The organism is Sphingomonas oligoaromativorans (assembly GCF_011762195.1).
GTDB lineage: Bacteria > Pseudomonadota > Alphaproteobacteria > Sphingomonadales > Sphingomonadaceae > Solisphingomonas > Solisphingomonas oligoaromativorans.
Window position 1 is genome coordinate 347,460 of sequence record NZ_JAASQK010000002.1, and the last position, 19,666, is coordinate 367,125.

23 protein-coding genes and 1 tRNA gene are annotated in these 19,666 nt (G+C 65.0%); 19 read left to right on the forward strand and 5 right to left on the reverse strand.

The window, feature by feature from the left end; all coding sequences use genetic code 11:
- The first annotated feature begins 34 nt into the window (after positions 1-34).
- Complete coding sequence (locus FHS98_RS05720; RefSeq protein WP_167101336.1) at positions 35-1,246, forward strand: glycosyltransferase family 4 protein; 1,212 nt, start codon at positions 35-37, stop codon at positions 1,244-1,246.
- Between the two features lie 9 nt (positions 1,247-1,255).
- Here the strand turns inward: FHS98_RS05720 and FHS98_RS05725 are convergent, their stop codons facing one another.
- Complete coding sequence (locus FHS98_RS05725; protein WP_208402063.1) at positions 1,256-1,537, reverse strand: DUF2218 domain-containing protein; 282 nt, start codon at positions 1,535-1,537, stop codon at positions 1,256-1,258.
- A gap of 71 nt (positions 1,538-1,608) precedes the next feature.
- Entirely contained in the window at positions 1,609-2,223 is a 615-nt protein-coding gene (locus FHS98_RS05730) for a PadR family transcriptional regulator (RefSeq protein WP_425057332.1), read from the reverse strand.
- Between the two features lie 97 nt (positions 2,224-2,320).
- Here FHS98_RS05730 and FHS98_RS05735 point away from each other — a divergent pair, with 97 nt between their 5' ends.
- The 17 genes from FHS98_RS05735 to FHS98_RS05810 all read left to right on the forward strand — a co-directional run bounded on the left by FHS98_RS05735 (position 2,321) and on the right by FHS98_RS05810 (position 15,592).
- Positions 2,321-3,634 carry a replication-associated recombination protein A gene (locus tag FHS98_RS05735; protein WP_167101342.1) on the forward strand — a complete coding sequence of 438 codons (1,314 nt, stop codon included), beginning with the start codon at positions 2,321-2,323 and terminating at the stop codon, positions 3,632-3,634.
- A complete protein-coding gene (locus FHS98_RS05740) occupies positions 3,631-3,969 on the forward strand; it encodes a hypothetical protein (protein WP_167101345.1) in 339 nt (112 codons plus the stop codon). Before FHS98_RS05735 ends, FHS98_RS05740 begins: the two co-directional genes overlap by 4 nt.
- On the forward strand, positions 3,966-4,829 hold the full coding sequence (locus tag FHS98_RS05745; RefSeq protein ID WP_167101348.1) for a hypothetical protein: 864 nt from the start codon (positions 3,966-3,968) through the stop codon (positions 4,827-4,829). The genes FHS98_RS05740 and FHS98_RS05745 overlap by 4 nt, the downstream gene beginning before the upstream one ends.
- Before the next feature lie 35 nt (positions 4,830-4,864).
- Positions 4,865-4,939: transfer RNA gene (locus FHS98_RS05750), tRNA-Thr, on the forward strand.
- 187 nt (positions 4,940-5,126) lie between these two features.
- Positions 5,127-6,371 (forward strand): tyrosine-type recombinase/integrase, encoded by a 1,245-nt coding sequence (locus tag FHS98_RS05755; protein ID WP_167101351.1) that lies wholly within the window; start codon positions 5,127-5,129, stop codon positions 6,369-6,371.
- Positions 6,372-6,373: 2 nt separating this feature from the next.
- Positions 6,374-7,117 (forward strand): hypothetical protein, encoded by a 744-nt coding sequence (locus tag FHS98_RS05760; RefSeq protein WP_167101354.1) that lies wholly within the window; start codon positions 6,374-6,376, stop codon positions 7,115-7,117.
- A gap of 114 nt (positions 7,118-7,231) precedes the next feature.
- On the forward strand, positions 7,232-7,405 hold the full coding sequence (locus FHS98_RS05765) for a helix-turn-helix domain-containing protein (protein WP_167101357.1): 174 nt from the start codon (positions 7,232-7,234) through the stop codon (positions 7,403-7,405).
- A gap of 6 nt (positions 7,406-7,411) precedes the next feature.
- On the forward strand, positions 7,412-7,630 hold the full coding sequence (locus FHS98_RS05770) for a hypothetical protein (protein ID WP_167101360.1): 219 nt from the start codon (positions 7,412-7,414) through the stop codon (positions 7,628-7,630).
- Positions 7,623-7,814, forward strand: a complete 192-nt coding sequence (locus FHS98_RS05775) for a hypothetical protein (protein ID WP_167101363.1) — start codon at positions 7,623-7,625, stop codon at positions 7,812-7,814. The genes FHS98_RS05770 and FHS98_RS05775 overlap by 8 nt, the downstream gene beginning before the upstream one ends.
- Positions 7,814-8,269, forward strand: coding sequence for a hypothetical protein (locus tag FHS98_RS05780; RefSeq protein WP_167101366.1), 456 nt, complete (start codon positions 7,814-7,816; stop codon positions 8,267-8,269). Before FHS98_RS05775 ends, FHS98_RS05780 begins: the two co-directional genes overlap by 1 nt.
- A gap of 57 nt (positions 8,270-8,326) precedes the next feature.
- Positions 8,327-9,100: a helix-turn-helix domain-containing protein gene (locus FHS98_RS05785; RefSeq protein ID WP_167101370.1), complete on the forward strand. Its 774-nt coding sequence runs from the start codon at positions 8,327-8,329 to the stop codon at positions 9,098-9,100.
- A 7-nt stretch (positions 9,101-9,107) separates the two neighbouring features.
- Complete coding sequence (locus FHS98_RS05790) at positions 9,108-9,617, forward strand: hypothetical protein (RefSeq protein WP_167101373.1); 510 nt, start codon at positions 9,108-9,110, stop codon at positions 9,615-9,617.
- Complete coding sequence (locus FHS98_RS05795; RefSeq protein WP_167101376.1) at positions 9,611-10,414, forward strand: hypothetical protein; 804 nt, start codon at positions 9,611-9,613, stop codon at positions 10,412-10,414. Before FHS98_RS05790 ends, FHS98_RS05795 begins: the two co-directional genes overlap by 7 nt.
- Positions 10,353-10,499, forward strand: a complete 147-nt coding sequence (locus FHS98_RS19130) for a hypothetical protein (RefSeq protein WP_425057334.1) — start codon at positions 10,353-10,355, stop codon at positions 10,497-10,499. The genes FHS98_RS05795 and FHS98_RS19130 overlap by 62 nt, the downstream gene beginning before the upstream one ends.
- A gap of 85 nt (positions 10,500-10,584) precedes the next feature.
- Positions 10,585-11,295 (forward strand): tail fiber domain-containing protein, encoded by a 711-nt coding sequence (locus FHS98_RS05800; RefSeq protein WP_167101379.1) that lies wholly within the window; start codon positions 10,585-10,587, stop codon positions 11,293-11,295.
- Positions 11,295-13,319 carry a hypothetical protein gene (locus FHS98_RS05805; protein ID WP_167101382.1) on the forward strand — a complete coding sequence of 675 codons (2,025 nt, stop codon included), beginning with the start codon at positions 11,295-11,297 and terminating at the stop codon, positions 13,317-13,319. The genes FHS98_RS05800 and FHS98_RS05805 overlap by 1 nt, the downstream gene beginning before the upstream one ends.
- A gap of 200 nt (positions 13,320-13,519) precedes the next feature.
- Complete coding sequence (locus FHS98_RS05810; RefSeq protein ID WP_167101385.1) at positions 13,520-15,592, forward strand: hypothetical protein; 2,073 nt, start codon at positions 13,520-13,522, stop codon at positions 15,590-15,592.
- A 90-nt stretch (positions 15,593-15,682) separates the two neighbouring features.
- Here the strand turns inward: FHS98_RS05810 and FHS98_RS05815 are convergent, their stop codons facing one another.
- The 3 genes from FHS98_RS05815 to FHS98_RS05825 form a co-directional block, all read right to left on the reverse strand.
- Entirely contained in the window at positions 15,683-16,699 is a 1,017-nt protein-coding gene (locus FHS98_RS05815; RefSeq protein WP_167101388.1) for a COG3904 family protein, read from the reverse strand.
- Between the two features lie 65 nt (positions 16,700-16,764).
- Positions 16,765-17,241, reverse strand: coding sequence for a hypothetical protein (locus FHS98_RS05820; RefSeq protein ID WP_243847869.1), 477 nt, complete (start codon positions 17,239-17,241; stop codon positions 16,765-16,767).
- A gap of 356 nt (positions 17,242-17,597) precedes the next feature.
- Entirely contained in the window at positions 17,598-17,963 is a 366-nt protein-coding gene (locus tag FHS98_RS05825) for a hypothetical protein (protein ID WP_167101391.1), read from the reverse strand.
- 408 nt (positions 17,964-18,371) lie between these two features.
- On the opposite strand from FHS98_RS05825, the gene FHS98_RS05830 reads away from it, so the two are divergent.
- Positions 18,372-19,634: a hypothetical protein gene (locus tag FHS98_RS05830; RefSeq protein WP_167101394.1), complete on the forward strand. Its 1,263-nt coding sequence runs from the start codon at positions 18,372-18,374 to the stop codon at positions 19,632-19,634.
- Positions 19,635-19,666: the final 32 nt, after the last annotated feature.

The window sequence follows — 19,666 nt, forward strand, 5'->3', positions numbered from 1 at the left end:
GGCACCGGACGTCCACGCGCTTATGCACCCCCCGATGGAAGTGACCGACCTCCGCGTGGCGCTGTTCACCGGCAACTACAACTATGTCCGGGATGGCGCGAACCAGGCCCTCAACCGCCTCGTCGAATATCTGCTGCGACAGGGCGCGGCCGTGCGCATCTATTCGCCCAAGGTGAAGAAGCCCGCCTTCGAGGCCGTGGGCGATCTGGTCGGCGTGCCGGCGATCCCGCTGCCGGGCCGTGCTGAATATCGCGCGCCGATCCTGCTGACGCCGGCGGTGAAGAAGGACATCCACGCCTTCCGCCCCAACATGATCCATGTCGCGAGCCCGGAAGTGCTGGGCCACGCCGCCGTCCGCTTCGCGCGCAAGAACCATCTGCCGGTGGTCGCCTCGGTCCATACCCGGTTCGAGACCTATCCGCGCTATTACGGCTTCGCCTTCCTCGAAGGTGCGGTGGAGGCGGTGCTGCGCCGTTTCTATCGCCGCTGCGACGCGATCTTCGCGCCGTCGGACTCGATGGCCCAGCTTCTGCGGGACCAGCGCATGAACTTCGACGTCGGCATCTGGTCGCGCGGGGTCGAGCGCGATCGCTTCTCGCCCGAGCGCCGCGACATGGCATGGCGCCGCTCGCTCGGCATCGCCGATGACGAGGTGGCGGTGGGCTTCATCGGCCGGCTGGTGATGGAAAAGGGGCTCGACGTCTTCTCGGACACGATCGACGAGCTGGTCCGCCGGGGCGTCCGGCATCGCGTGCTGATCGTCGGCGACGGCCCGGCGCGCGACTGGTTCGAGAAGCGCCTGCCGGAAAATGCCGTGTTCGCGGGCTTTCAGGGCGGCGCCGATCTCGGCCGCGCGGCGGCGTCGATGGACGTGCTGTTCAACCCCTCCGTCACCGAGACGTTCGGCAATGTCACCCTTGAGGCCATGGCCGCCGGCATCCCGGTGGTCGCGGCCGATGCCACGGGCAGCCGCAGCCTCGTCGAGCCGCATGTGACGGGCGATCTGGTCCGCCCCGGCGCGACGCATCTCTTCGCGGATGCCCTCGCCCGCTATTGCCGCGACGGCGAGGCGCGCCTCGCGGCGGGTCAGGCCGGGCGCCTCGCCAGCCGCGCCTATGAGTGGGACAATGTGAATCAGGCGCTGGTCGATTCCTATCTCAGGATCGAGCGGCAGCGCCAGCGGGGCAGCCTGCGCACGCCCGGCCTCCAGCGTGCGCCGTGGCCGGGCGGGCAGCAGCCGGGCTGAACCAGACGCTTAGCTCCAGACGAAGGGCAACGGCGCCTCGCGGAAGGCGAAGCGGTCGAGATGCTCGGCCAGCACCGTCTTCATCCGGTCGAGGATCTCGGCGTCGGGCGCCTCGATCCGGCTGGTGAGGCCGCTCTCGTCGGCATCGAGCGTGACCGTCGTCCCGTTGGGGAAGCCGATCGTGCCATGGGCGGGATCGAACGCCACCTCCAGCTTGTGCGCCCAATGCTTGCAGAGCTGCTGGAGGTAGCGGCTGGCGCTGGCGGTCTCCACCCGCGCCGTGCTGGTCATCGTCATCATTCGCTCCTTCTCGGCGCGCAACCGCGCGCGCAACAGGTCGAGCCTCGTCACCGGGCTGAGCCTCAGAGGCGCTCGATCTTGCGGGCCGCCTCGTCGATCAGCGCGACCGCTTCGTGGATCATGTCTTCGGAGGCGTCCGCCTCGCCCAGCTTCATGCGCAGCACATTCTTGAGATTGTGCATCGCACGCCGCACCGAGCTGCCCTCGGTCCGCTCGCGCATCTCGCCGAGCGCATCGAGGCGCGCCATCAGCGCGGCGATCTCCCCGGCCTTCTCCTCCAGCACGCGCCGGCCTTCGGCGGTGGCGGCGAACAGCTTGCGGGCGCCTTCGCTCGGCGCGTCCTCGATCAGGCCCATGTCGCCCAGCATGGTGAGCGTCGGGTAAACGACGCCGGGGCTCGGCGCATAGGCGCCGCCGGTGCGCTCCTCGATCGCGCGGATCAGGTCATAGCCGTGGCGCGGCTGCTCGCCGATCAGGCTGAGCAGCACGAGGCGCAGCTCGCCGCCGTCGAACATCCGGCGCCGGCCGCCGCCGCGCGGGCCTTCCCGCTCCATGCTCCATTCGAACTCGAACGGCCCCCGGCGGAAGCCGCCGCGCATCATGTGCATGGGGTGCTCGTGGCGATCATGGCCATGACCGCGGCCACCGCGACCGTGATGGTGAAATCCAAATCTCATGTATCTCATCCTCCATCTGAGTCGCTCTTAGATATATCTTAGACTGTCTTGATGCAACACCCCTTCGCCGCCACGGCCAAAGGCTTATATGGAGGGCATGGCCGATCTCTTTGCCGACACCACCGCCCCCGCCGCCCTTCCCGCCGAGGCCGCGCCGCTGGCCGATCATCTGCGCCCGCGCACCCTCGCCGATGTCGTCGGGCAGGAGCATCTCACCGGGCCGGACGGCGCGATCGGGCGGATGGTGGCGGTCGGAAGGCTCTCCTCGATGATCCTGTGGGGGCCGCCGGGCACCGGCAAGACCAGCATCGCGCGCCTGCTGGCGGATGCGGTGTCGCTGCGCTTCGTGGCGATCTCGGCGGTGTTCTCAGGCGTGGCGGAGCTGAAGAAGGTGTTCGCCGAAGCGCGCGACCATGCCCGCACCGGCACGCGCACTTTGCTCTTCGTGGACGAGATCCATCGCTTCAACCGCGCCCAGCAGGACGGCTTCCTGCCCTATGTCGAGGACGGCACGGTCATCCTCGTCGGCGCGACCACCGAGAATCCATCGTTCGAACTCAACGCCGCGCTCCTCTCCCGCGCGCAGGTGCTGATCCTGCACCGGCTGGACGCGGCGGCGCTCGGCACGCTGCTCGACCGCGCCGAGGAGATCGAGGGCCGCCCCCTCCCCGTCACGCCCGAGGCGCGCGGCGCGCTGATCGCGTCGGCCGACGGCGACGGCCGCTTCCTGCTCAATCAGGCCGAGACGCTCTTCTCGGTGGAGCTGGAGGAGCCGCTCGACCCCTCCGGCCTCGCGGCGCTCCTGCACCGGCGGATGGCGGTCTACGACAAGGATCGCGAGGGGCATTACAACCTGATCTCGGCGCTCCATAAGGCGGTGCGCGGATCGGACCCGCAGGCCGCGCTCTATTATCTCGCGCGGATGCTGGTGGCGGGCGAGCAGCCCCTCTTCCTGCTGCGCCGGCTGGTCCGCATGGCGATCGAGGATATCGGGCTCGCCGATCCGAACGCGCTGGTCCAGTGCATCGCCGCCAAGGAGACCTATGATTTCCTCGGCTCTCCCGAGGGCGAGCTGGCGCTGGCGCAGGCCTGCCTCTACCTCGCCACCGCGCCCAAATCGAACGCGGGCTACAAGGCGCTCAAGGCCGCCCAGCGCGCGGCGAAGGAAACCGGCTCGCTGATGCCGCCCAAGAACATCCTCAACGCCCCCACGAAGCTGATGAAGCAGGCCGGCTACGGCAAGGATTATGCCTACGATCATGACGCGCCGGACGCCTTCTCGGGCGACGATTACTGGCCCGAGGAGATGGCGCCCCAGACCTTCTACACCCCCACCCCGCGCGGCTTCGAGGCGAAGATCGCCGAGCGGCTCGCTTACTGGGATCGCCTGCGAAAGGAGCGCCGGGGATGAATTGGGACGAAGCCGTCGCCTATGCGCTGACGCTGGAGGGGGCGGAGCTTTCCACCAGCTACGGCCAGCCCTCGGTGAAGGCGAACGGCAACGCCTTCCTCAACATCGGCCATGAGCCGGATAGCAGCTTCGTCCTCCATCTCGATCATGGCGTGATCGACTGGCTGATGGCCGAGCATCCCGAAAGCTTCTGGAAGACCCCGCATTATGAGGGCTATCCGGCGGTGCTGGTCCGCTACGACACGCCGCGCGACGATGTGGTGCGCGCGATGATCGAGAGCGCCTGCGCCCGCGCGCTGGCCAAAAAGCCGCCCCGCCCGCGCAAGGCCCGATGATCCGCCGGTTCGCGCGCTTCGCCTGCATCGACTGGTCTGGCGCGGCGGGAGCATTCCAGCCGGGCATCGCGGTCGCCGTCTGCGAACCCGGCGGCGCGCCCGTGCTGGTCGAGCCCGAGGGGCGGCACTGGTCGCGCGAGGCGGTGCTGCGCTGGCTCGGGCGGCAGGACGACATGCTGGTGGGGATCGACTTCTCCGCATCCTTCCCCTTCGCGGATGCGGGCGCCTATTTCCCCGGCTGGGCGGAGAGCCCGCGCGATGCCCGCACGCTCTGGGCGCTGGTCGATCGCATGACGGCCAACGAACCGCATCTCGGCGCCTCCACGCTGGTCGATCATGGTGAGCTGTCGCGCCACTTCCGCCGCCATGGCGGGCGCACCGGGGATCTGTTCGGCGGCGGGATCGGCCGGATGCGCGTCACCGAGCGGGCGGCGCGGGCGGCGGGGCTCGCGCCTTCGTCCAGCTTCAACCTGGTCGGCGCGGCGCAGGTCGGCAAGGCGAGCCTCGCGGGGATGCGCCTGCTCCACCGGCTGGCGGGGCGCGCGGCCGCGTGGCCGTTCGACCCGGTGCCCGCCTCCGGGCCGCTGATCGTGGAGATCTACACCAGCCTCGCCGCCCGCGCCGCCGGCCTCGCCAAAGGGCGGAGCAAGATGCGCTCGGCCGAGGCGCTGGATGCGGCGCTGGCCGCGCTCGGCCACCCGCCGCACGCCCCGCTCGGCCATTATGACGACCACCGCACCGACGCTCTGCTCGGCGCGGCATGGCTCGCGGATGCGGCGCGGGACGAGGCGCTGTGGCATCCGGCAAGCCTGACGGCGACGCTCGCCGAAACCGAAGGCTGGACCTTCGGCCTGCATTGACCACCCCCGGCCGGGACGCTACCGAACGCCCCGGAGCCGGATTAGCACAGCGGTAGTGCAGCGGTTTTGTAAACCGAAGGTCGGGGGTTCGATCCCCTCATCCGGCACCATTCTCTCTTTCGCCACCATTCGCTGGCGGTTGAAAATTCCCCGAAAACCGGTGATATCCCTCGTCTAGGCGTTCGCCAGCACTCGCTGACCTTCGCTATCATACCGTCGTTTTTGACGGTGCATCGGACGGTACGGCGCGATACCGATAAGGCCGATACCGTCAAATGCTTGATGGAGCGTGGCGGTATGGCGCTGACAGAGATCGTGATCCGGCAGGCCAAAGCGGGCGAGAAGGCCCGCAAGTTGGCCGACGGCAAAGGGCTGTACCTCCTGCTGACGACAGCCGGCGGCAAGCTCTGGCGCTTCGATTACCGCCAGAACGGCAAGCGCGGAACACTGTCGCTAGGGCAATGGCCCGAGATCTCCTTGGCCGAAGCGCGAGCCAAGCGCGACGACGCGCGCAAGATGCTGTCCGATGGCAGCGACCCGGCGCTTGAGAAGCGGCGCGCCAAGGCCCGAGCGAAAGGTGATGTCGGCAACACCTTCAAGGCCATCGCTGACGAGTACATCGCCATGCGCAAGGCAGATGGCGCTCGCCCTTATTCCGCATCGACTGCGGCCAAGGCCGAATGGCACGCCGCGCTGCTGGCCCCTTCCATCGGGCACATGCCGGTGGCCTCGATCGAGCCGAGCGACATTCTCGCGGCGCTGAGGAAAATCGAGGCCAAGGGCACCCTCGAAACGGCCAATCGCTGCCTTCAATTCGCCGGGCGAGTGATGCGCTACGCCGTGGCCACCGCCAGACTCGCGAGCGATCCGAGCCGTGACCTGAAGGGCGCCCTCCCCGCGCCGCGGGTGACGCACTATGCGGCGATCCTCGATCCGGTGAAGCTCGGTGGCCTGCTGCGCGCGATCGACAGCTACGACGGTGACGGCGTGACACGGCTGGCGCTGCAACTGGCGCCGCATGTCTTTGTCCGCCCTGGCGAGTTGCGGAATGTCCGATGGGAGGATCTGGACCTTGCCGCGGCGATCTGGACCATCCCGGCCGAGAAGACGAAGATGCGCAAGCCCCATTCGGCCCCGCTCTCACGACAAGCGCTCGCCATCTTAGGTGAGTTGGAGGGCCTGACCGGTGGCCGCGAAGGCTATCAAGGCTTCGTCTTTCCCTCGATCCGCACTCGCCTGCGGCCGATGAGCGAGAACACGCTGAACGCCGCGCTCCGCCGGCTCGGCTATTCCAGCGACGAGATGACCGCCCACGGCTTCCGCGCCACCGCATCGACCCTGCTCAACGAGAGCGGCAAGTGGAGCATGGATGCGATCGAGCGCGCCCTTGCCCACGGCCACAGCGACGCGGTGCGCGGCGCTTACGCGCGCGGACAGCACTGGGATGAGCGCGTCAGGATGGCACAGTGGTGGAGCGATCATCTCGACACGCTCAGGATCGGGGCCAAGGTACTGCCTCTAACTAAGTTCGCGAGAGAGTGACGATGACGCAAAACGGCTTTCTCGAATGGGCAGCGAAGGGAAAAAAATCTCCCTCAAGTCTTTTAGAACTGTCTCACCTTGCACCAGATAGGCAGGTTCCCTTTCCCAACCTGACGGAGCAAGCGGTCATTGAAGCGCTTGCGGGATTTGAGCTGCCCCTCGCAGAGGGGTGGAACATGCATCGGTTGACTTATATGATTCGGGATGTCCTGATTAGAACCTTAGGGTTCACGCCATCACTGCGGAGTGCCGCTGATCAGATCGCTGAGCTGAAGAAGGCGACCGAGGCCGTCGAGGCCGCTCATGAGGCACTGGCCTCTCTCTCTTTACCCGCCAGAGCTGAGCTATTTTTCGACGTGCCCCAAACCCCTTCGGGCGTGCCGGAGAATTGGCCACAATTCGCAGCGGCGGCAGATGGGATCGAATGGCTGGCGGTCTTCTTGCGGGCAAGATGGGGGGCAACGACGCTCCCTTCCCAACCAAAAGGGCGGTGGAAAACAGCAGAAGAGAGACAGCATCGTGACGGAAGAGCTTGGTATCTATCGGCTGTTTTTGAGTCTGCTTTCGGACGCGAGGCGACTTGGAACGACTGGCCCAGCTCGCAGGGCGGCCCGTGGGCTGATTTCTATCGACGCATCGTGAAGCTCGCATTCGGCCCCGGTGAGACAACCGATCTTCGTGGTACATTGAAACGCGCGCGTGCGCTTAGCCTTCAAAATCCGGGAATCCTTCACAGCATAATCTGAGAGGGGCGTTTCATAACGCAAATCCAGATCATTTTACCCCTTTAGCGAAGCGCCATTATTTCATGGATTTTCCCTGTCGCCCGCTGGCGTTCGCCGGCTTTGAGGAGGCGACAAATGGAACCCTTTACTGTCACTATTGATGGCGCCAAGAAGGCGCTCGGTATCGGCACCACCAAGCTCTACGAGCTGATCGGTGCCGGTAAGCTTCGCACCGTGAAGCTCGGCCGGCGTACCCTTGTGCGCACGGATAGCATTCGTGAACTCGTGGACACGCTGGAAGCGGCGTGATCATCCATGGCGACGGCTTTTCGGGTCGCGCTTCGGCCTAAAAACGAAGCGCCCCGCCGGTCTTTTGGGGAGACCGTGCGGGGCACCGCGGATTTCATCAGCAGCAACAACGTCGGAGATAGCACCACCGCTCACCGTATTCAATTCTTGGTCGCGCGTTACGGCCTGATCGGCAGTCACGCCGCGGTGCTCGCCTCCATTGCTTGGGGCGCGCATCATGGCTGAGCCCCAGATCATCATCCGCCGCGAGCCATTCGGCATCGGCTTCGATATTACGGTCGAGCCCAAGCCCGCCTGGACTTCGTTCAATTGCGAACGTCCGACGCTTCATGCGGCGCGGCGCTACGCCGAAGGCCTGCACACGGTCCATGGCTGGCGGATCCGCGACGAGACCGGGGAGGCAGTTTGATGTCCTCCTTCCCCGACCACCGTCTGCCGGCGAAGGCGCTGCTGACGTCCGGAGTTGATCTACGGCCGAAAGAGGCTCAGTTTCTCGGAGGCATCGCGTTCGACCCCCACCCACTAACTGAATGGCAGGTGACGTGGTTGCGCGCGCTCCTGCAGCGTCATGGCCTCAGCGATACGGCGGAAAGTTCGCCCGCCGCAGATTCGACTCCGGTTTACAGGGTCCTCGACAGAATGCGCGCCTTGGCTGAGGCCGATCCCGCGGATCAGCTTTGGGCTGTCGCGCTCATGAAGCTGGCCCAGCTCGTCGCCGAACTGGGTCCCCATCTTCTGGACAATCAGGCTGGCATGCTGATCGCTGTAGGCGCCCTCATTATGCCGCTCGCGAACGCAGAAGCTCAGGCCAACGTCGAGGCGCAAAACCTCCTCCAGCGCGTTCAGGGGACGCCCCGTGGGTGACCATCGCCATCGGCCCGACTTCGGCATCGAGGCGATCGGCGCTCCGGACAGCATCTCATGAGCATCGCGCTAATGAGAGCGGCTTGGCAGGCGCATTTGCCGAACGGCAGCGACAAGCTCGTGCTCGTCGCGATGGCCGATTTCGCCAACGAATCCGGCGAAGCATGGCCCTCAATTCCGACGCTCGCGAAGATGTGCTCGCGGGGCGAAACCGCTGTCCGCGAAGCTTTGCAGCGACTGGTGACCGGCGGCCATCTCACCCGTCGAGTTCGGCAGGGGCAGTCGAGCCGCTTCGAGGTGCATCCTCGCGCAAACCCCTCCCGATTTCCGGACCCCCTCGGAATCCGAACCCCCTCGGAAATCGATACCCCCACCCCTCCCGATTTCCGGACCCCACCCCTCCCCATTTCCGAGGGGGACCCCTCCCGATTTCCGGACCCGAACCACCAAGAACCACCATTGAACCACCATAATGAACCCCCAAAGGGAACGGGGGCGGCCAAGACGGTCATTCCAGATTGGATACCGGATGAAGCTTGGAAGGGCTTCGTCGATATGCGCCGGCGGCAGAAAGCTCCATTGGCCGGCCGCGCCCTCTCGCTCACCATCTCCAAGCTGAGTGCCTTGCGTGCCGCTGGTTATGAGCCGGGCGCGATCCTCGACCAATCCACATCGAATGGCTGGAAGGGCCTTTTCCCGCTCAAGGAGAACATCAATGGGCAGCAACGCTATCCGGCTCCAGCAAACGAACACGGGACTGGCAGCCGCAACGCCTCTGGAAATCCCATGCTGCGAGCAGTCCTTGCGCGACGCGCGGGACCGGTCACGTGACGCACGTATGGCCGTATTCTGTGGCACGGGCCGGCCGTTGGGAGGCTCTTGGCCCGAACGCCGGTTTACCGCGGAGGAAGTCGAGGACGCGCGTCGCGAGGTGCAGCCAGTGCTGGAAATGCATGATCGCGCCCTCCAATCAGCAGGCCGGCAATTCGTGGAAACGCTTGTCGGTCTGCTGTCTGCGGCTTTCCCGCCCAGCAAGGGCACTGATGCCGATGCGGCGCTGAAGCTGGAGCTGTATGTGATCGCGCTTCAGGATCTGCCACCGGATTTGCTTGCGCAAGCCGCGCGCACAGCCCTTCGCCGGTGTCGGTTTTTCCCAACGGTGGCGGAGTTGCTCGGCGCGGGGGATGCCGATGGCGTTGAGCGCATCCATGCCGATCGCATCAAGTGGCGGAACAACATTGCCCGCGATTTGGGGCAGGCTGTTGTTCCGGTGCCGAAGCTACCATCAGCACCGATTGCGAACGCGATGGACCGAGGCGCCATGCCGGAGGAGCCGTGGCCATGCTGAACGAGAAGCGGCAAGCCGTTACAGACGAGATTGCCAAGAACGGCAACGCGCGGACAACGGCCAAGCGCGGCCCAACAGGGGCGGAGCGGGGGGCAATCGCGCGAGCCGACAAGGAGGTCTCGGCTAAGCGGTGGCGGTTCCAAGTGGATTATGACCCGGAGCGTTCCACTGTCTTGTCACAGCATGAAGACGAAACGGGTTGGGCTATGGCGAGCGCCGCAGCATTCGGCACGACCTCGGGAGCATTTGTCGACGGCTCGATGGGCGATCTGGCCAGCGTAGTTAAAGGGCGCAAGGATCAGCCCACCGAGGTGGAATTCAACGCCGCCCTTGCCCTTGTGGACGGCGCCGAGCCTGCGAACGAGGTGGAAGCCGCCCTCCTTATTCAGATGGCCTCGACCCACTCGCTTACAATGCGTTGCATGGCGATGGCCGCTGCGAGTCCGGGTGTCGCCATTGATGGCGGCATGGGCAATCTCTCGGTCAAACTGCTGCGGACCTTCACCGCGCAAATCGAGGCTCTCACCAAGCTGCGCCGTGGCGGTGAGCAGGTGGTCCGACACATCCATGTCGACAATCGAGGCGGCCAGGCTGTCATCGCGGAGACCGTCCACACCGGGGCATGTCAAAATGCAAAAATCGCCGATCAATCCCAAGGACAATATGCCGGCGGCCCATTCGGCTCCGCGATGCCTCGCGAAGACGCGACGTGGCACGGCGTGCCAGTGCCCAGCCCTGAAAGGGAAGAAGAGGTGCAGATTGCACGGCGGCCGGGCCGGCGCACCAAAAGGCAATAGGAATGCATGGAAGCATGGAGGCCGATCGGCCGAAGCAAAATCTATCAGGGAGATGTTAAAATCAATCCGAGGAGGATGCCTCTGACTCCAATAAATGGATGACCATCTATCCGCTTTATGGCATAGTTATTTGAACACCACCGTCGGATGACAGGAGGTTAAAAAGTATCATGGGATTTCTCACGGGCGGTAGTAAAACTACCCAAAACAGCAACAATCAGGCCTATCCGTATCTTCAGGGCGCGCTCAGCCCAACGGTCGCGGCTGGCACCAACGCCACGAACGCTCTTGCGGGGAGCCTGCTCGGCACGACAAGTCCCGGAAGCGATCCCGCGTTCCAGAACTATCAGGACAACTCCGGCTACCAATGGCAGGTCGGCCAAGGCACGCAGGCGATCACCAACAGCGCCGCGGCGAAGGGGCTGCTCAACAGTGGGGCGACGCTGAAGGCCGTGGACCAGTTCGGTCAGAATGCCGGATTGCAGAATTACCAAAACTACCTTGGCAACCTGCAAAGCCTTGCTGGCATCGGCCTCCAGGGCGCTGGCATCATCGGTCAGGCGGGCCAGCAGAGCCATCAGACCAGCAACAGCCAAGGTGGCCTGTTCAATGCGCTGGGCTCGCTTGGTCAAGGCCTCGGCACGCTCTCATCGAGCCCGCTCGGCGGATTCCTGCCTTCCGATCGCCGGCTCAAGATGAACATCGAGAAGCTGGACGAGATGCCCGACGGGCTCGGGATCTACGCCTATCATTACGTTTGGGGCGGCCCTGAACAGGTGGGCGTGATGGCAGATGAAGTTGCTCAGCTTCGGCCTTGGGCGCTCGGCCCTGAAATCGGCGGCTACCGAACCGTCTGCTACGATATGCTGGAGGCCGCGTAATGGCGACGAACCCGAACTATCTCGCGTCCGCCCCGATCGCGACAGTTGATCCGAACGGCCCCTATGCGCAGGGCCTCGCTCTCGCGCAGGCTCAGCAGCAGGCGGTTCCTCCCGCTCCATCTGTGTCGCCCCCGCCGATGTATAACGCGCTCGCTACGCCGCCGGCTGCCGCCGCTGGCCTGCCAGTACCGACGCCCCATCGGTCGTTCAGGGATGTCATCGGCAGCATCGGTGACGTGCTCGGGGTGCTCGGTGGCCATGCTCCAGTCTATAAGCCGTATCTCCAGCAGCAGGCTTTCGCCAACTGGCAGGCCAATCCCGAGGATCCGCAGGCACAGGCGAATTTCCTGCATCTCGATCCAGCGGATGCCTTCAAGTTCATGCAGGAACGGCAGACCAACCGCCTGTCGGCTATGCAGACGATCGCCAATATCGAGCAGACCCAGCGCGCGAATGCTCAGGCGGCTGTCGGCCGGGCCGCCACGATCCTGAAGGGCGTACGCGATGCAGCCATCGAGAAGGGGCAAGATCCTTCGGCGGCTCTCGGCGCTGCATACGATAATTTGCGCGCAAGCGGTGAACTCGACCCCATCGGAATGCAGCCCGGCGAACACGACTATCACCGCGATCTTATCGTCTCCACGCCGGGCGTGCTTGATCAGTTGGCCGCGGTGCCCATCACCGTGACCGCAGCCGGTGGCGCAAATTCGCCGTCCACCGTTTTGGACGCACGCACCGGCAGGCCGATCGGCACGGGCATCGCCGGCGTTGTTCCTCTGGGCTCCGATCAGCTTCCCTACGCCACGGCTGGAGTCGATCCCAGCACCGCGTCGAACGGAGGCAGCATTCCCGCGTCCGGGGGATCGTCGTCCAGCGTCGATCCGTCGCTCGGCATTGTAAAAGGCAACAACCCCGGCGCGATCAAGGATGGGGCGTTCGCGCGATCACAGCCCGGCTATGCTGGCGCTGATGCCAATGGCTTCGCGACCTTCAAGAGTCCGGGTCAGGGCATCGCGGCGCAGGAGCGGCTTTTGATGGGCCGATCCTATTTCGGTGGCGGCAACAACACGATCAGCGGCATCGTGGACACCTATCTTGGCCCCGACAACAAGGAAAACAGCCCGCAAAGCCGCGCCAACTACAAAGCTTACGTCTCCTCGCAACTCGGTATCGCACCCGATCAGCCGCTTTCCGGGCAGCAGCTCCGGTCCCTCGCCACCGCCATGCGGAACTTTGAGACGGGCCAGACCGGCAGTGCGCCAGTGACGGCGCCGGGAAGCATTGCGCGCGGCGCGTCGGCTCCGACCGCAGGTGTCCAGGGAGCCCATTGGCTCGAATCCGAAAAGGCCGGACAACTTGATCCGGCCGCACTCGATCAGGCTGCCCAGACTTACATCCTCACGGGCGAATTGCCGACTTCGCTGGGCCGCAATGGCATCGTCCAGCGGCAGGTGCTCAACGCCGTGGCGGCGAAGGGCTTCAGCGGTCCTCAGTTGAAGGCCATTCAGGCGCGCAACGCCTCGGACATCGCGTCGCTGAAAAGCCTAACCGGCCAGGCGACCGCGATCCAAGCCCAAGAAGAGGCGGCCCAGGCCAATGCCGATCTCGTGCTTCAGAAGGCCACAGCCGTAACCCGCAGCAAAGTGCCCGCCTTCAATGCGTGGAAGAACGCGGCGGACCGGCACACCGGTGATCCAGCCATTTCCTCTCTCGATGCTGCCATCGGTACGTTGATTAGCCAGTTTGCGACGGTGATGGGTGGCGGCCAGCCCACCGATCATCTTCAGAAGGAATGGGAGGGAAAGATCAGCGCCGCCCAGAGTCCGCAGCAGCTTCAGGAGGTGATTGCCACAATGAAGCAAGACATGGCCAACCGTTCTGGCGGGTACACCAGGACCATCAGGCAAACTTCCGACCGGATCGGGAATAGCCTCCCTGTCCCGGTGAAGGACGCTCAGCAGGCCCGCGCGCTCCCGCCCGGCACTCTCTTCATTACCCCTGACGGGAGGTTCAAGACACGATGAACGCGACCGCTGCTGACCCCTTCGCCGAATTCGCAGACGCTCCCGCCCCGGGCGCCGCGGCTTCACCCCCTTTCACCTCGCCCTCGGCCGCGCCCCATGGAGCAACTCCGCCGCCGGCCAATGACGAATTTGCGGAATTTTCTGACGCGCCAGCGCCGGGGGCACCTGCCCCGGCCAGCGCCCCGACGAACTACCTGCCGGTGATCAAAGCGCCGGCGGACGTCCCCCAATATGATGAGGACGGCGCGCCGCTGGTCGGCCTCTCCACCAACGATGAGGGCCGCCTCATTCCCCAATATGGCGTCGCAGGCCAGCCGGGATCGCGCGACGATCATGCTGCCCAACCGGCCACCACCGACAGCGGCACCGGCGGCTCTCTCTGGCACGGCATTGAGGAGGCTGTGCCCGGCATGGACCGGCTGATCGCTGCAAGCGGTGCTGCCGGCAACAAGCTCGGCACCGCAATCGGCCTCAACCATTCGACCGAAAGCTTCGGCCAGATCTATGACGATGTGCTGCGCGAACGGCAGGCGCAGAATGCGGCAGACGCCGACGCGCATCCCTATGCCTATTACGGCGGCGAGTTGGCGGGTGGCCTTGGGCTTGGCGGCGCTGTGACGAAGGCCGCCGCCGCGCTGCCGCTGGTTGGCGGCGCGTTCGAGGCCGCGCCAGCCGGAGCGAGCCTCGCCGCGCGGGCGGGTTCAGCCATCAAGCAGGGCACGGCGATCGGCGCGCTCTACGGCGCGGGCGATGCTGCGCCGGGTCAGGTGGGAGAAGGTGCGGCGCTCGGCGCATTGGGCGGCGGCGCGCTCGGCGCAGCGGCGTTCCCCGTTGCAGCAGCCGGCGGCGCAGTCATCCGCAAGCTCACACAGGGCGCTGACCCGGAACTGATCGACGCCTTCGATCGGCAGAATGTGACGCCCATGGCCGCTCAGGTCGGTGGAACGGCCTCGCGCGCGGCGACGGCGATCTCCCGCGCGACGATCGGCGGCGTGCCGCTGGCTGATGCTGCACGCCGCTCGGTGGCAACGGCACAGGCCGCCCAGGACAGGATCGCCGCCGCCATTGGCCGCGTCACCGACGACACCGGCGCCGGGCAGGCTGCGCAGCGCGGCGTGGAATCGTTCATCGGCTCAACGCTGGCGAAGTCCAAACGCCTCTACAATGCAATCCCCATCGCGGGTCAGCGCCCGGCCGTGCTGACGAATACCAAGCAGGCGCTGGCCGATCTGAACGCTGGGCTGGCGAGCAATCCTCAACTCTCCGGCCAGATCGCAGATCCGCGGTTGCAGGCCTATGAGGAGGCCATTGCGGGGCGCACGCAGAATGTCCCCACGGGATTGGTCAGCGAGGGCGGCGCTCCCATCACCCGCCAGGTGCAGAAGGGCGGCAACCTGTCATGGCAGGATCTGCAAGCCTTCCGCTCCCACATCGGTGAAAGGCTCGGACAGCCGACGCTGACCAGCGACACGTCCACGCAGGCGCTGCGCAAGCTCTATGGCGCTCTCAGCGAGGACATGAAGGCGACGGCTGCCAAGGAAGGGCCGGAGGCGCTGCGGGCGTTCAATCGCGCCAACGCCTATTACCGGGCGCGACAGGCGCGGATCGAGAATGTGCTGAAGATGCTGACCGGCAACGATCTCAACAAGTCGCCCGAGGCCGCCTTTAAGCAGGTGTCGTCATGGGCGAAGGAAGGCGGCGACTCCGCGCGGCTGGCTCAGGCCATGCGGTCGTTGCCCAAGGACGAGGCCAACACCGTACGGGCCTCGGTATTCGCGCGCCTCGGCGATCGGAATGGCGACTTCTCGCCGGCCGTCTTTGCGAGCCAGTGGGAAAAGCTCGATCCTCGCGCGAAGACCGCGCTGTTCCCGGATGCGCATTACCAGCAGGATCTGAAGGACATCGCCAAGATCGCCGCCGCGATCAAGCGCGCACCGGAGTTCACCAACCACTCGGGCACCGCGCACGCCATCAACGGGATGCAACTGGCGGAGGAGGCCCTCGACGGCCATCCCCTCAAGGCCGCCGGGCTGGGCATTGCGCAATATGGCGTCGGCCGGCTACTCGCCAGCCCGCGCTTTGCCCGCTGGGTCGCTCAGTCCCCCCGGCAGGCGGCGGGAGCGCCCGCGTTGGCCCACGTCAATCGCCTGACCGCCATTGCTCGTGCCGAGCCCGCCATCGCGAATGAAGTGCTGCATCTTCAGCAGCGGTTGGCGAGCGCGTTCTTTGAGGCGCCCACGCGGGCTGCTGCTGACAAGCAGGACAAACGATAAAGGCCACGACCATCTGGCCGGGATCTACGGGGACGATCCACATCGCGCCGAATGCGGCGGAACGGATCAGGAGAGATCGTCCCCTCGGATTCATCTCCGGGCGATTACCTTTCCACTCTCCGCCACGATGATCGGCGCTGCGCCCCGCATGTCGAGCGCCATCTCGAACGACGCCAATCCCGCGGCATGGGCGTCGCGGGCGTAGCTTTGGCATTCATACTGGATGGCTCCCGAGACATCGCAGATCGAACCGCCGGTCGGGCAACTCACGGTCAGCGTCTTGTCGACGGGAATATAGAGACGCTCCGGCCAGCGCTGGATGTAGGCCCGCTTCTCCGTCAGGAGCGCCCTGAAGGGTGTCGCTCGCCCATAATAGGTGACGGTGGCGGCATAATGGGAATTGATCCATGCCAACGCAGTCGCCGTGTCGCTCGATCCGGCGCTGAAATAGGCCTGCACGAACGCAGCCGCTCTTTGCATGGGTGTCGTGGGAGGCGTTACGGCCCCCTTCGGGGTAAACGGGGCCTCGATGCCGCCGAAGGTCTGCGTTCGGATGCCGAGCTGGTTGGCCGTCGGAACGTCGAGCCACAACATGTCGCTCGGTGCTGCCTGTGTGAGGGCGACGATCGCGTCATCGGGCAGACCAAGGCGATCGAGATAGGCGCCAACCAAGGCATTACCGGCCCCCGACACCGCAGGGGCGTCCCCCTCGCTGGAATATGCAGCATGGAAGCCGAGGCGCGCAGTGGGAGCCAGATAGCGCCGTCCGCCACCGAGCCAAGCGATGGCGCAAGCGGATGCGCAAAGACCGTTGTCGAGCACGACCGTCGAGAAATTTCGGTTCCGCGCGATCTCCCCGATCCGGAGGCCCGCCAACAGGCTACCGCCATGGCTGTTCAGGATGATGACCGCACCTCGCAGCGGGCGAACCATGGTTGCGAACTTCTCGCCATCCTCAAGCACCAGATTTCCGTCGACGCGGACAATTGCGCCGGTGCCGATGCGCTTGACGATCTCGACGGTGGCCGCGCTGGCCGGCGACGTCGTCATGAGCATCAGCGCGGCAAACGGAAAGAGATGCCGGCGGACAGTCTTCTGGCGCCTCATGGCGATTATCCCCAAGCTGTTCAGCATGAGGCATAGCGCCACATCCCTAAGATCGGGTTCTGACGTCATGAGACGCCGATCATCATGGCGTCGGCGATCGCCCACATCAGCACTGCGCGCGGCACCGGAACGCAGACCGAGACGTAACCCGGGTTTTGGGCACGGCGCTGGCCATACTCCCTGATCCACTGCCGGCCGTGCTGCCTCCAGGCGCGCTGGAGAGCAGCAACGGGCATCAGGTAGCAGGTTCCCGAGGGCGCATAAGCATAAGCGATGAAATCGCACGCCAGCGGCTTCTGAACCCAGCCGGGAATGTGCCGCGCCTCATCGCTCCACTGCTCCAGGAGGATATCGCCCCAATCTTCCGAGCGGATCTTCTCGTCCACGGTATAGACGCGCCCGCTCGCCAGCGTGATTACGCGGTCCACGCCGGCCCGCTGTGCCCAGCCGTCTCCACGAACGGGCACGGCCGAACGCAGGCTCGGAAATGCACGCCGGTAAGCGGCCAGCCACCAGTCGGATTCCGCATATCGCTCGGACATGGCGAGGCTGTCGCGGAAGCGATGAATTCGGCGCGGTGGCACGCGAGCGGCGCCCCGACCGCGAGATCGGGACGCCGCGCTGCGCGGATGAGAATGGCCGCTCAGCGCGATACCCCTCCTTCACGCTGCCGGAGCAGATGCTCCGCGATCGCCGGCCCTGCGCCAGCGCGGAGCATCTCTGCTCGTAGCTGATCGAGATGTTCCGAACGCGCCGGATCCAGTGCTTCGATCCGACGGAGGTGAAGTTGGCCGCCGGCGAGGACGTAAATGCCGCCATATGAGGTCCATTCGGACAGCCAGCGTGCGACGTCGAAGCCACCGCTGGGCGGCGAGCCTGCGGGTATGGAGGCCATCGTTCACGCCCGCCCCTGAGCGGTTAAGCGCCGCAGATCTTCGAGCAATTGGGCCGCCAAGCGCTCGGCACCGGGTATGCCGGCCATCTCGTCATCGACGCAGATACGGAGCTTCTCGGTGAATGCGGCCAGATCAGGCGATGGCGTCCGGAGCACCAATTCGAACGCTTCCGCCTCTTTCGTCACCAGATCGCTAAAACGATCCTCCGTTGCGGTGTCGGCATTCTTGCCTTTCAGGTGATCCCGCTCGAACAGCGACACCCGAGCATCGACCTCTCGATATGCTGCGAGGTTTCGATCCCATTGGCTGGCTGGGTCGGGGATGGGGTTGGCCGGACGCATGTCCGCCGGTAGGGTATCCATAGCCAATCACCTCTCATCAGGTGTTGCGGTTAGGACCGGAGCGAGGTTGCCTCCTTGCTCCGGTTCGCATTTGTCGGTATCAAAAAATTGTGACTGACGCAATATCCGATACCAAAAAAAGAAGCAGGGGCAGACCTTCCACCGGGATCGGGCCGAATGTGGGCCTCCGGCTGCACGATGATCTTGCGTCTGAACTCGATGCTTGGATCGAGCGACAGCCGGAGCCGCGGCCGTCCCGACCAGAGGCGATCCGCCAGCTAATGCGGAAGGCATTCAGGCTCGAACCCTGATGACTAAGATCGGCCTGGGAAAGCGGCTGGCGACGGTGAGCTTCGGCATGGTAGCCGGACGACGCTGGGAAGATAGCGGCCGAGTGACAACGATCCTTCCGGGTGTCACGACCGAGCAGATGCGATGACGCGGACAATCGCAAACAAGGCGCGATCTGCGACAGAGCTGTTGCTCAAGTCAATGTTCTGGGGATCACGGGCGGATGACTCGGGTCTCACCAGCGCGTCTGCCTTCCACGTCGTGCGTCCGCATATCGGCGCCGGATTCTATTATGCGGCCGAAGCACTGCTGGACGCGGTCCTGTTCATCCGTCGCCATGCATCTTCACACCTGCGTTCCCTACCGATCGAAGATCTGCAGTCCATGCTGCTAGCCTTCATCGACGAGCAGTTCGACGGCCTGCGGTTCGCATGGTGGCAGATACCTGAGGACAGGCCCTTCCTGGGTCATCTGCCGGCCAAAGAGATTGAACGGCTCGCCGCCGCGATGATGGAATCGCCCATCTTCGTCGCACCGAGGATGCTGTTTTTATTCCCATTGGCGATCGCGGAGACGGCGGCGCCATTCAGATCCGAGTCCTTCTTCCTTCTGCCACCCGAGGAACTCGGGGCGGAGCTAACCGAATGGTACGAGACCGACGAACTGAAGCCGTATCATCACCCGCCCGTGCCGATGCATAGCACCATGCCATTGGTAAAGACGTCGTGTTGGCTCGGCGTCCGAGCGCCGGTGTCGACCACCGCCTTGCGAATGCGGAATGTCATTATGGGCGCGCTTAGCCTGCTGCCGCACCCGCTGGAACGGTATCTCTTTTCGATGCGGACCGTGCCTACGGGATATTCTAGCTTTGAGCGGCGCGCGACCTATCATAGCGGGGATGCCAGTTCGCCTTCGCTGAGCGAGGATCTGGTAATTGCCAATGGCGATCACGGCTGGCTGAGAACCCTCGCCGCCAAGCTCGGGTCGAACGAGACCAACGATCGCAAAGCGCTCCTAGCTCTCCAGTATTTCTTCCGGGCATGGGTCAAGGATCCGGCCGCCCGTGTCGCGCCGCTGTGCGGTGCGATCGAGGCTTTGCGCAAAGGGCAGGACAAGTCTGGCGAGCAATTCATCGAAGCGATGGCTTCTCTGGGGCCGGCGTTCGAAAAGAGGCGGGTCACCGATCTTCTCGAGATCAGAGGAGCCGTCATTCACGGGGGCGCGCCGAACGTCTATGAGGTCTCGGCCTACCAGGATTACTGGGCGGCTTATCGATGCGATCCCATCCGGGATCTTGAGCTTGTTGCCGCCCGGTATCTCCAGCGTGCCATCTTCGGCCCCGCCTTTGCTCAGCGCCCGCACACCTATGCTGACCTGATCCGGCAGCACACCGGCGCGAATGTTTAACAGCGATATGGCGCACTCCACTCGCTCCAGCC

What these genes read in the sequence shown, in the direction of transcription:
- FHS98_RS05720 (WP_167101336.1), top strand. Translation starts at nt 35, where the DNA reads ATGGAAGTGACCGACCTCCGCGTGGCGCTGTTCACCGGCAACTACAAC.
- FHS98_RS05725 (WP_208402063.1), bottom strand. Translation starts at nt 1,537, where the DNA reads ATGACCAGCACGGCGCGGGTGGAGACCGCCAGCGCCAGCCGCTACCTC.
- FHS98_RS05730 (WP_425057332.1), bottom strand. Translation starts at nt 2,223, where the DNA reads ATGAGATTTGGATTTCACCATCACGGTCGCGGTGGCCGCGGTCATGGC.
- FHS98_RS05735 (WP_167101342.1), top strand. Translation starts at nt 2,321, where the DNA reads ATGGCCGATCTCTTTGCCGACACCACCGCCCCCGCCGCCCTTCCCGCC.
- FHS98_RS05740 (WP_167101345.1), top strand. Translation starts at nt 3,631, where the DNA reads ATGAATTGGGACGAAGCCGTCGCCTATGCGCTGACGCTGGAGGGGGCG.
- FHS98_RS05745 (WP_167101348.1), top strand. Translation starts at nt 3,966, where the DNA reads ATGATCCGCCGGTTCGCGCGCTTCGCCTGCATCGACTGGTCTGGCGCG.
- FHS98_RS05755 (WP_167101351.1), top strand. Translation starts at nt 5,127, where the DNA reads ATGGCGCTGACAGAGATCGTGATCCGGCAGGCCAAAGCGGGCGAGAAG.
- FHS98_RS05760 (WP_167101354.1), top strand. Translation starts at nt 6,374, where the DNA reads ATGACGCAAAACGGCTTTCTCGAATGGGCAGCGAAGGGAAAAAAATCT.
- FHS98_RS05765 (WP_167101357.1), top strand. Translation starts at nt 7,232, where the DNA reads ATGGAACCCTTTACTGTCACTATTGATGGCGCCAAGAAGGCGCTCGGT.
- FHS98_RS05770 (WP_167101360.1), top strand. Translation starts at nt 7,412, where the DNA reads ATGGCGACGGCTTTTCGGGTCGCGCTTCGGCCTAAAAACGAAGCGCCC.
- FHS98_RS05775 (WP_167101363.1), top strand. Translation starts at nt 7,623, where the DNA reads ATGGCTGAGCCCCAGATCATCATCCGCCGCGAGCCATTCGGCATCGGC.
- FHS98_RS05780 (WP_167101366.1), top strand. Translation starts at nt 7,814, where the DNA reads ATGTCCTCCTTCCCCGACCACCGTCTGCCGGCGAAGGCGCTGCTGACG.
- FHS98_RS05785 (WP_167101370.1), top strand. Translation starts at nt 8,327, where the DNA reads ATGAGCATCGCGCTAATGAGAGCGGCTTGGCAGGCGCATTTGCCGAAC.
- FHS98_RS05790 (WP_167101373.1), top strand. Translation starts at nt 9,108, where the DNA reads ATGGCCGTATTCTGTGGCACGGGCCGGCCGTTGGGAGGCTCTTGGCCC.
- FHS98_RS05795 (WP_167101376.1), top strand. Translation starts at nt 9,611, where the DNA reads ATGCTGAACGAGAAGCGGCAAGCCGTTACAGACGAGATTGCCAAGAAC.
- FHS98_RS05800 (WP_167101379.1), top strand. Translation starts at nt 10,585, where the DNA reads ATGGGATTTCTCACGGGCGGTAGTAAAACTACCCAAAACAGCAACAAT.
- FHS98_RS05805 (WP_167101382.1), top strand. Translation starts at nt 11,295, where the DNA reads ATGGCGACGAACCCGAACTATCTCGCGTCCGCCCCGATCGCGACAGTT.
- FHS98_RS05815 (WP_167101388.1), bottom strand. Translation starts at nt 16,699, where the DNA reads ATGAGGCGCCAGAAGACTGTCCGCCGGCATCTCTTTCCGTTTGCCGCG.
- FHS98_RS05820 (WP_243847869.1), bottom strand. Translation starts at nt 17,241, where the DNA reads ATGTCCGAGCGATATGCGGAATCCGACTGGTGGCTGGCCGCTTACCGG.
- FHS98_RS05830 (WP_167101394.1), top strand. Translation starts at nt 18,372, where the DNA reads ATGACGCGGACAATCGCAAACAAGGCGCGATCTGCGACAGAGCTGTTG.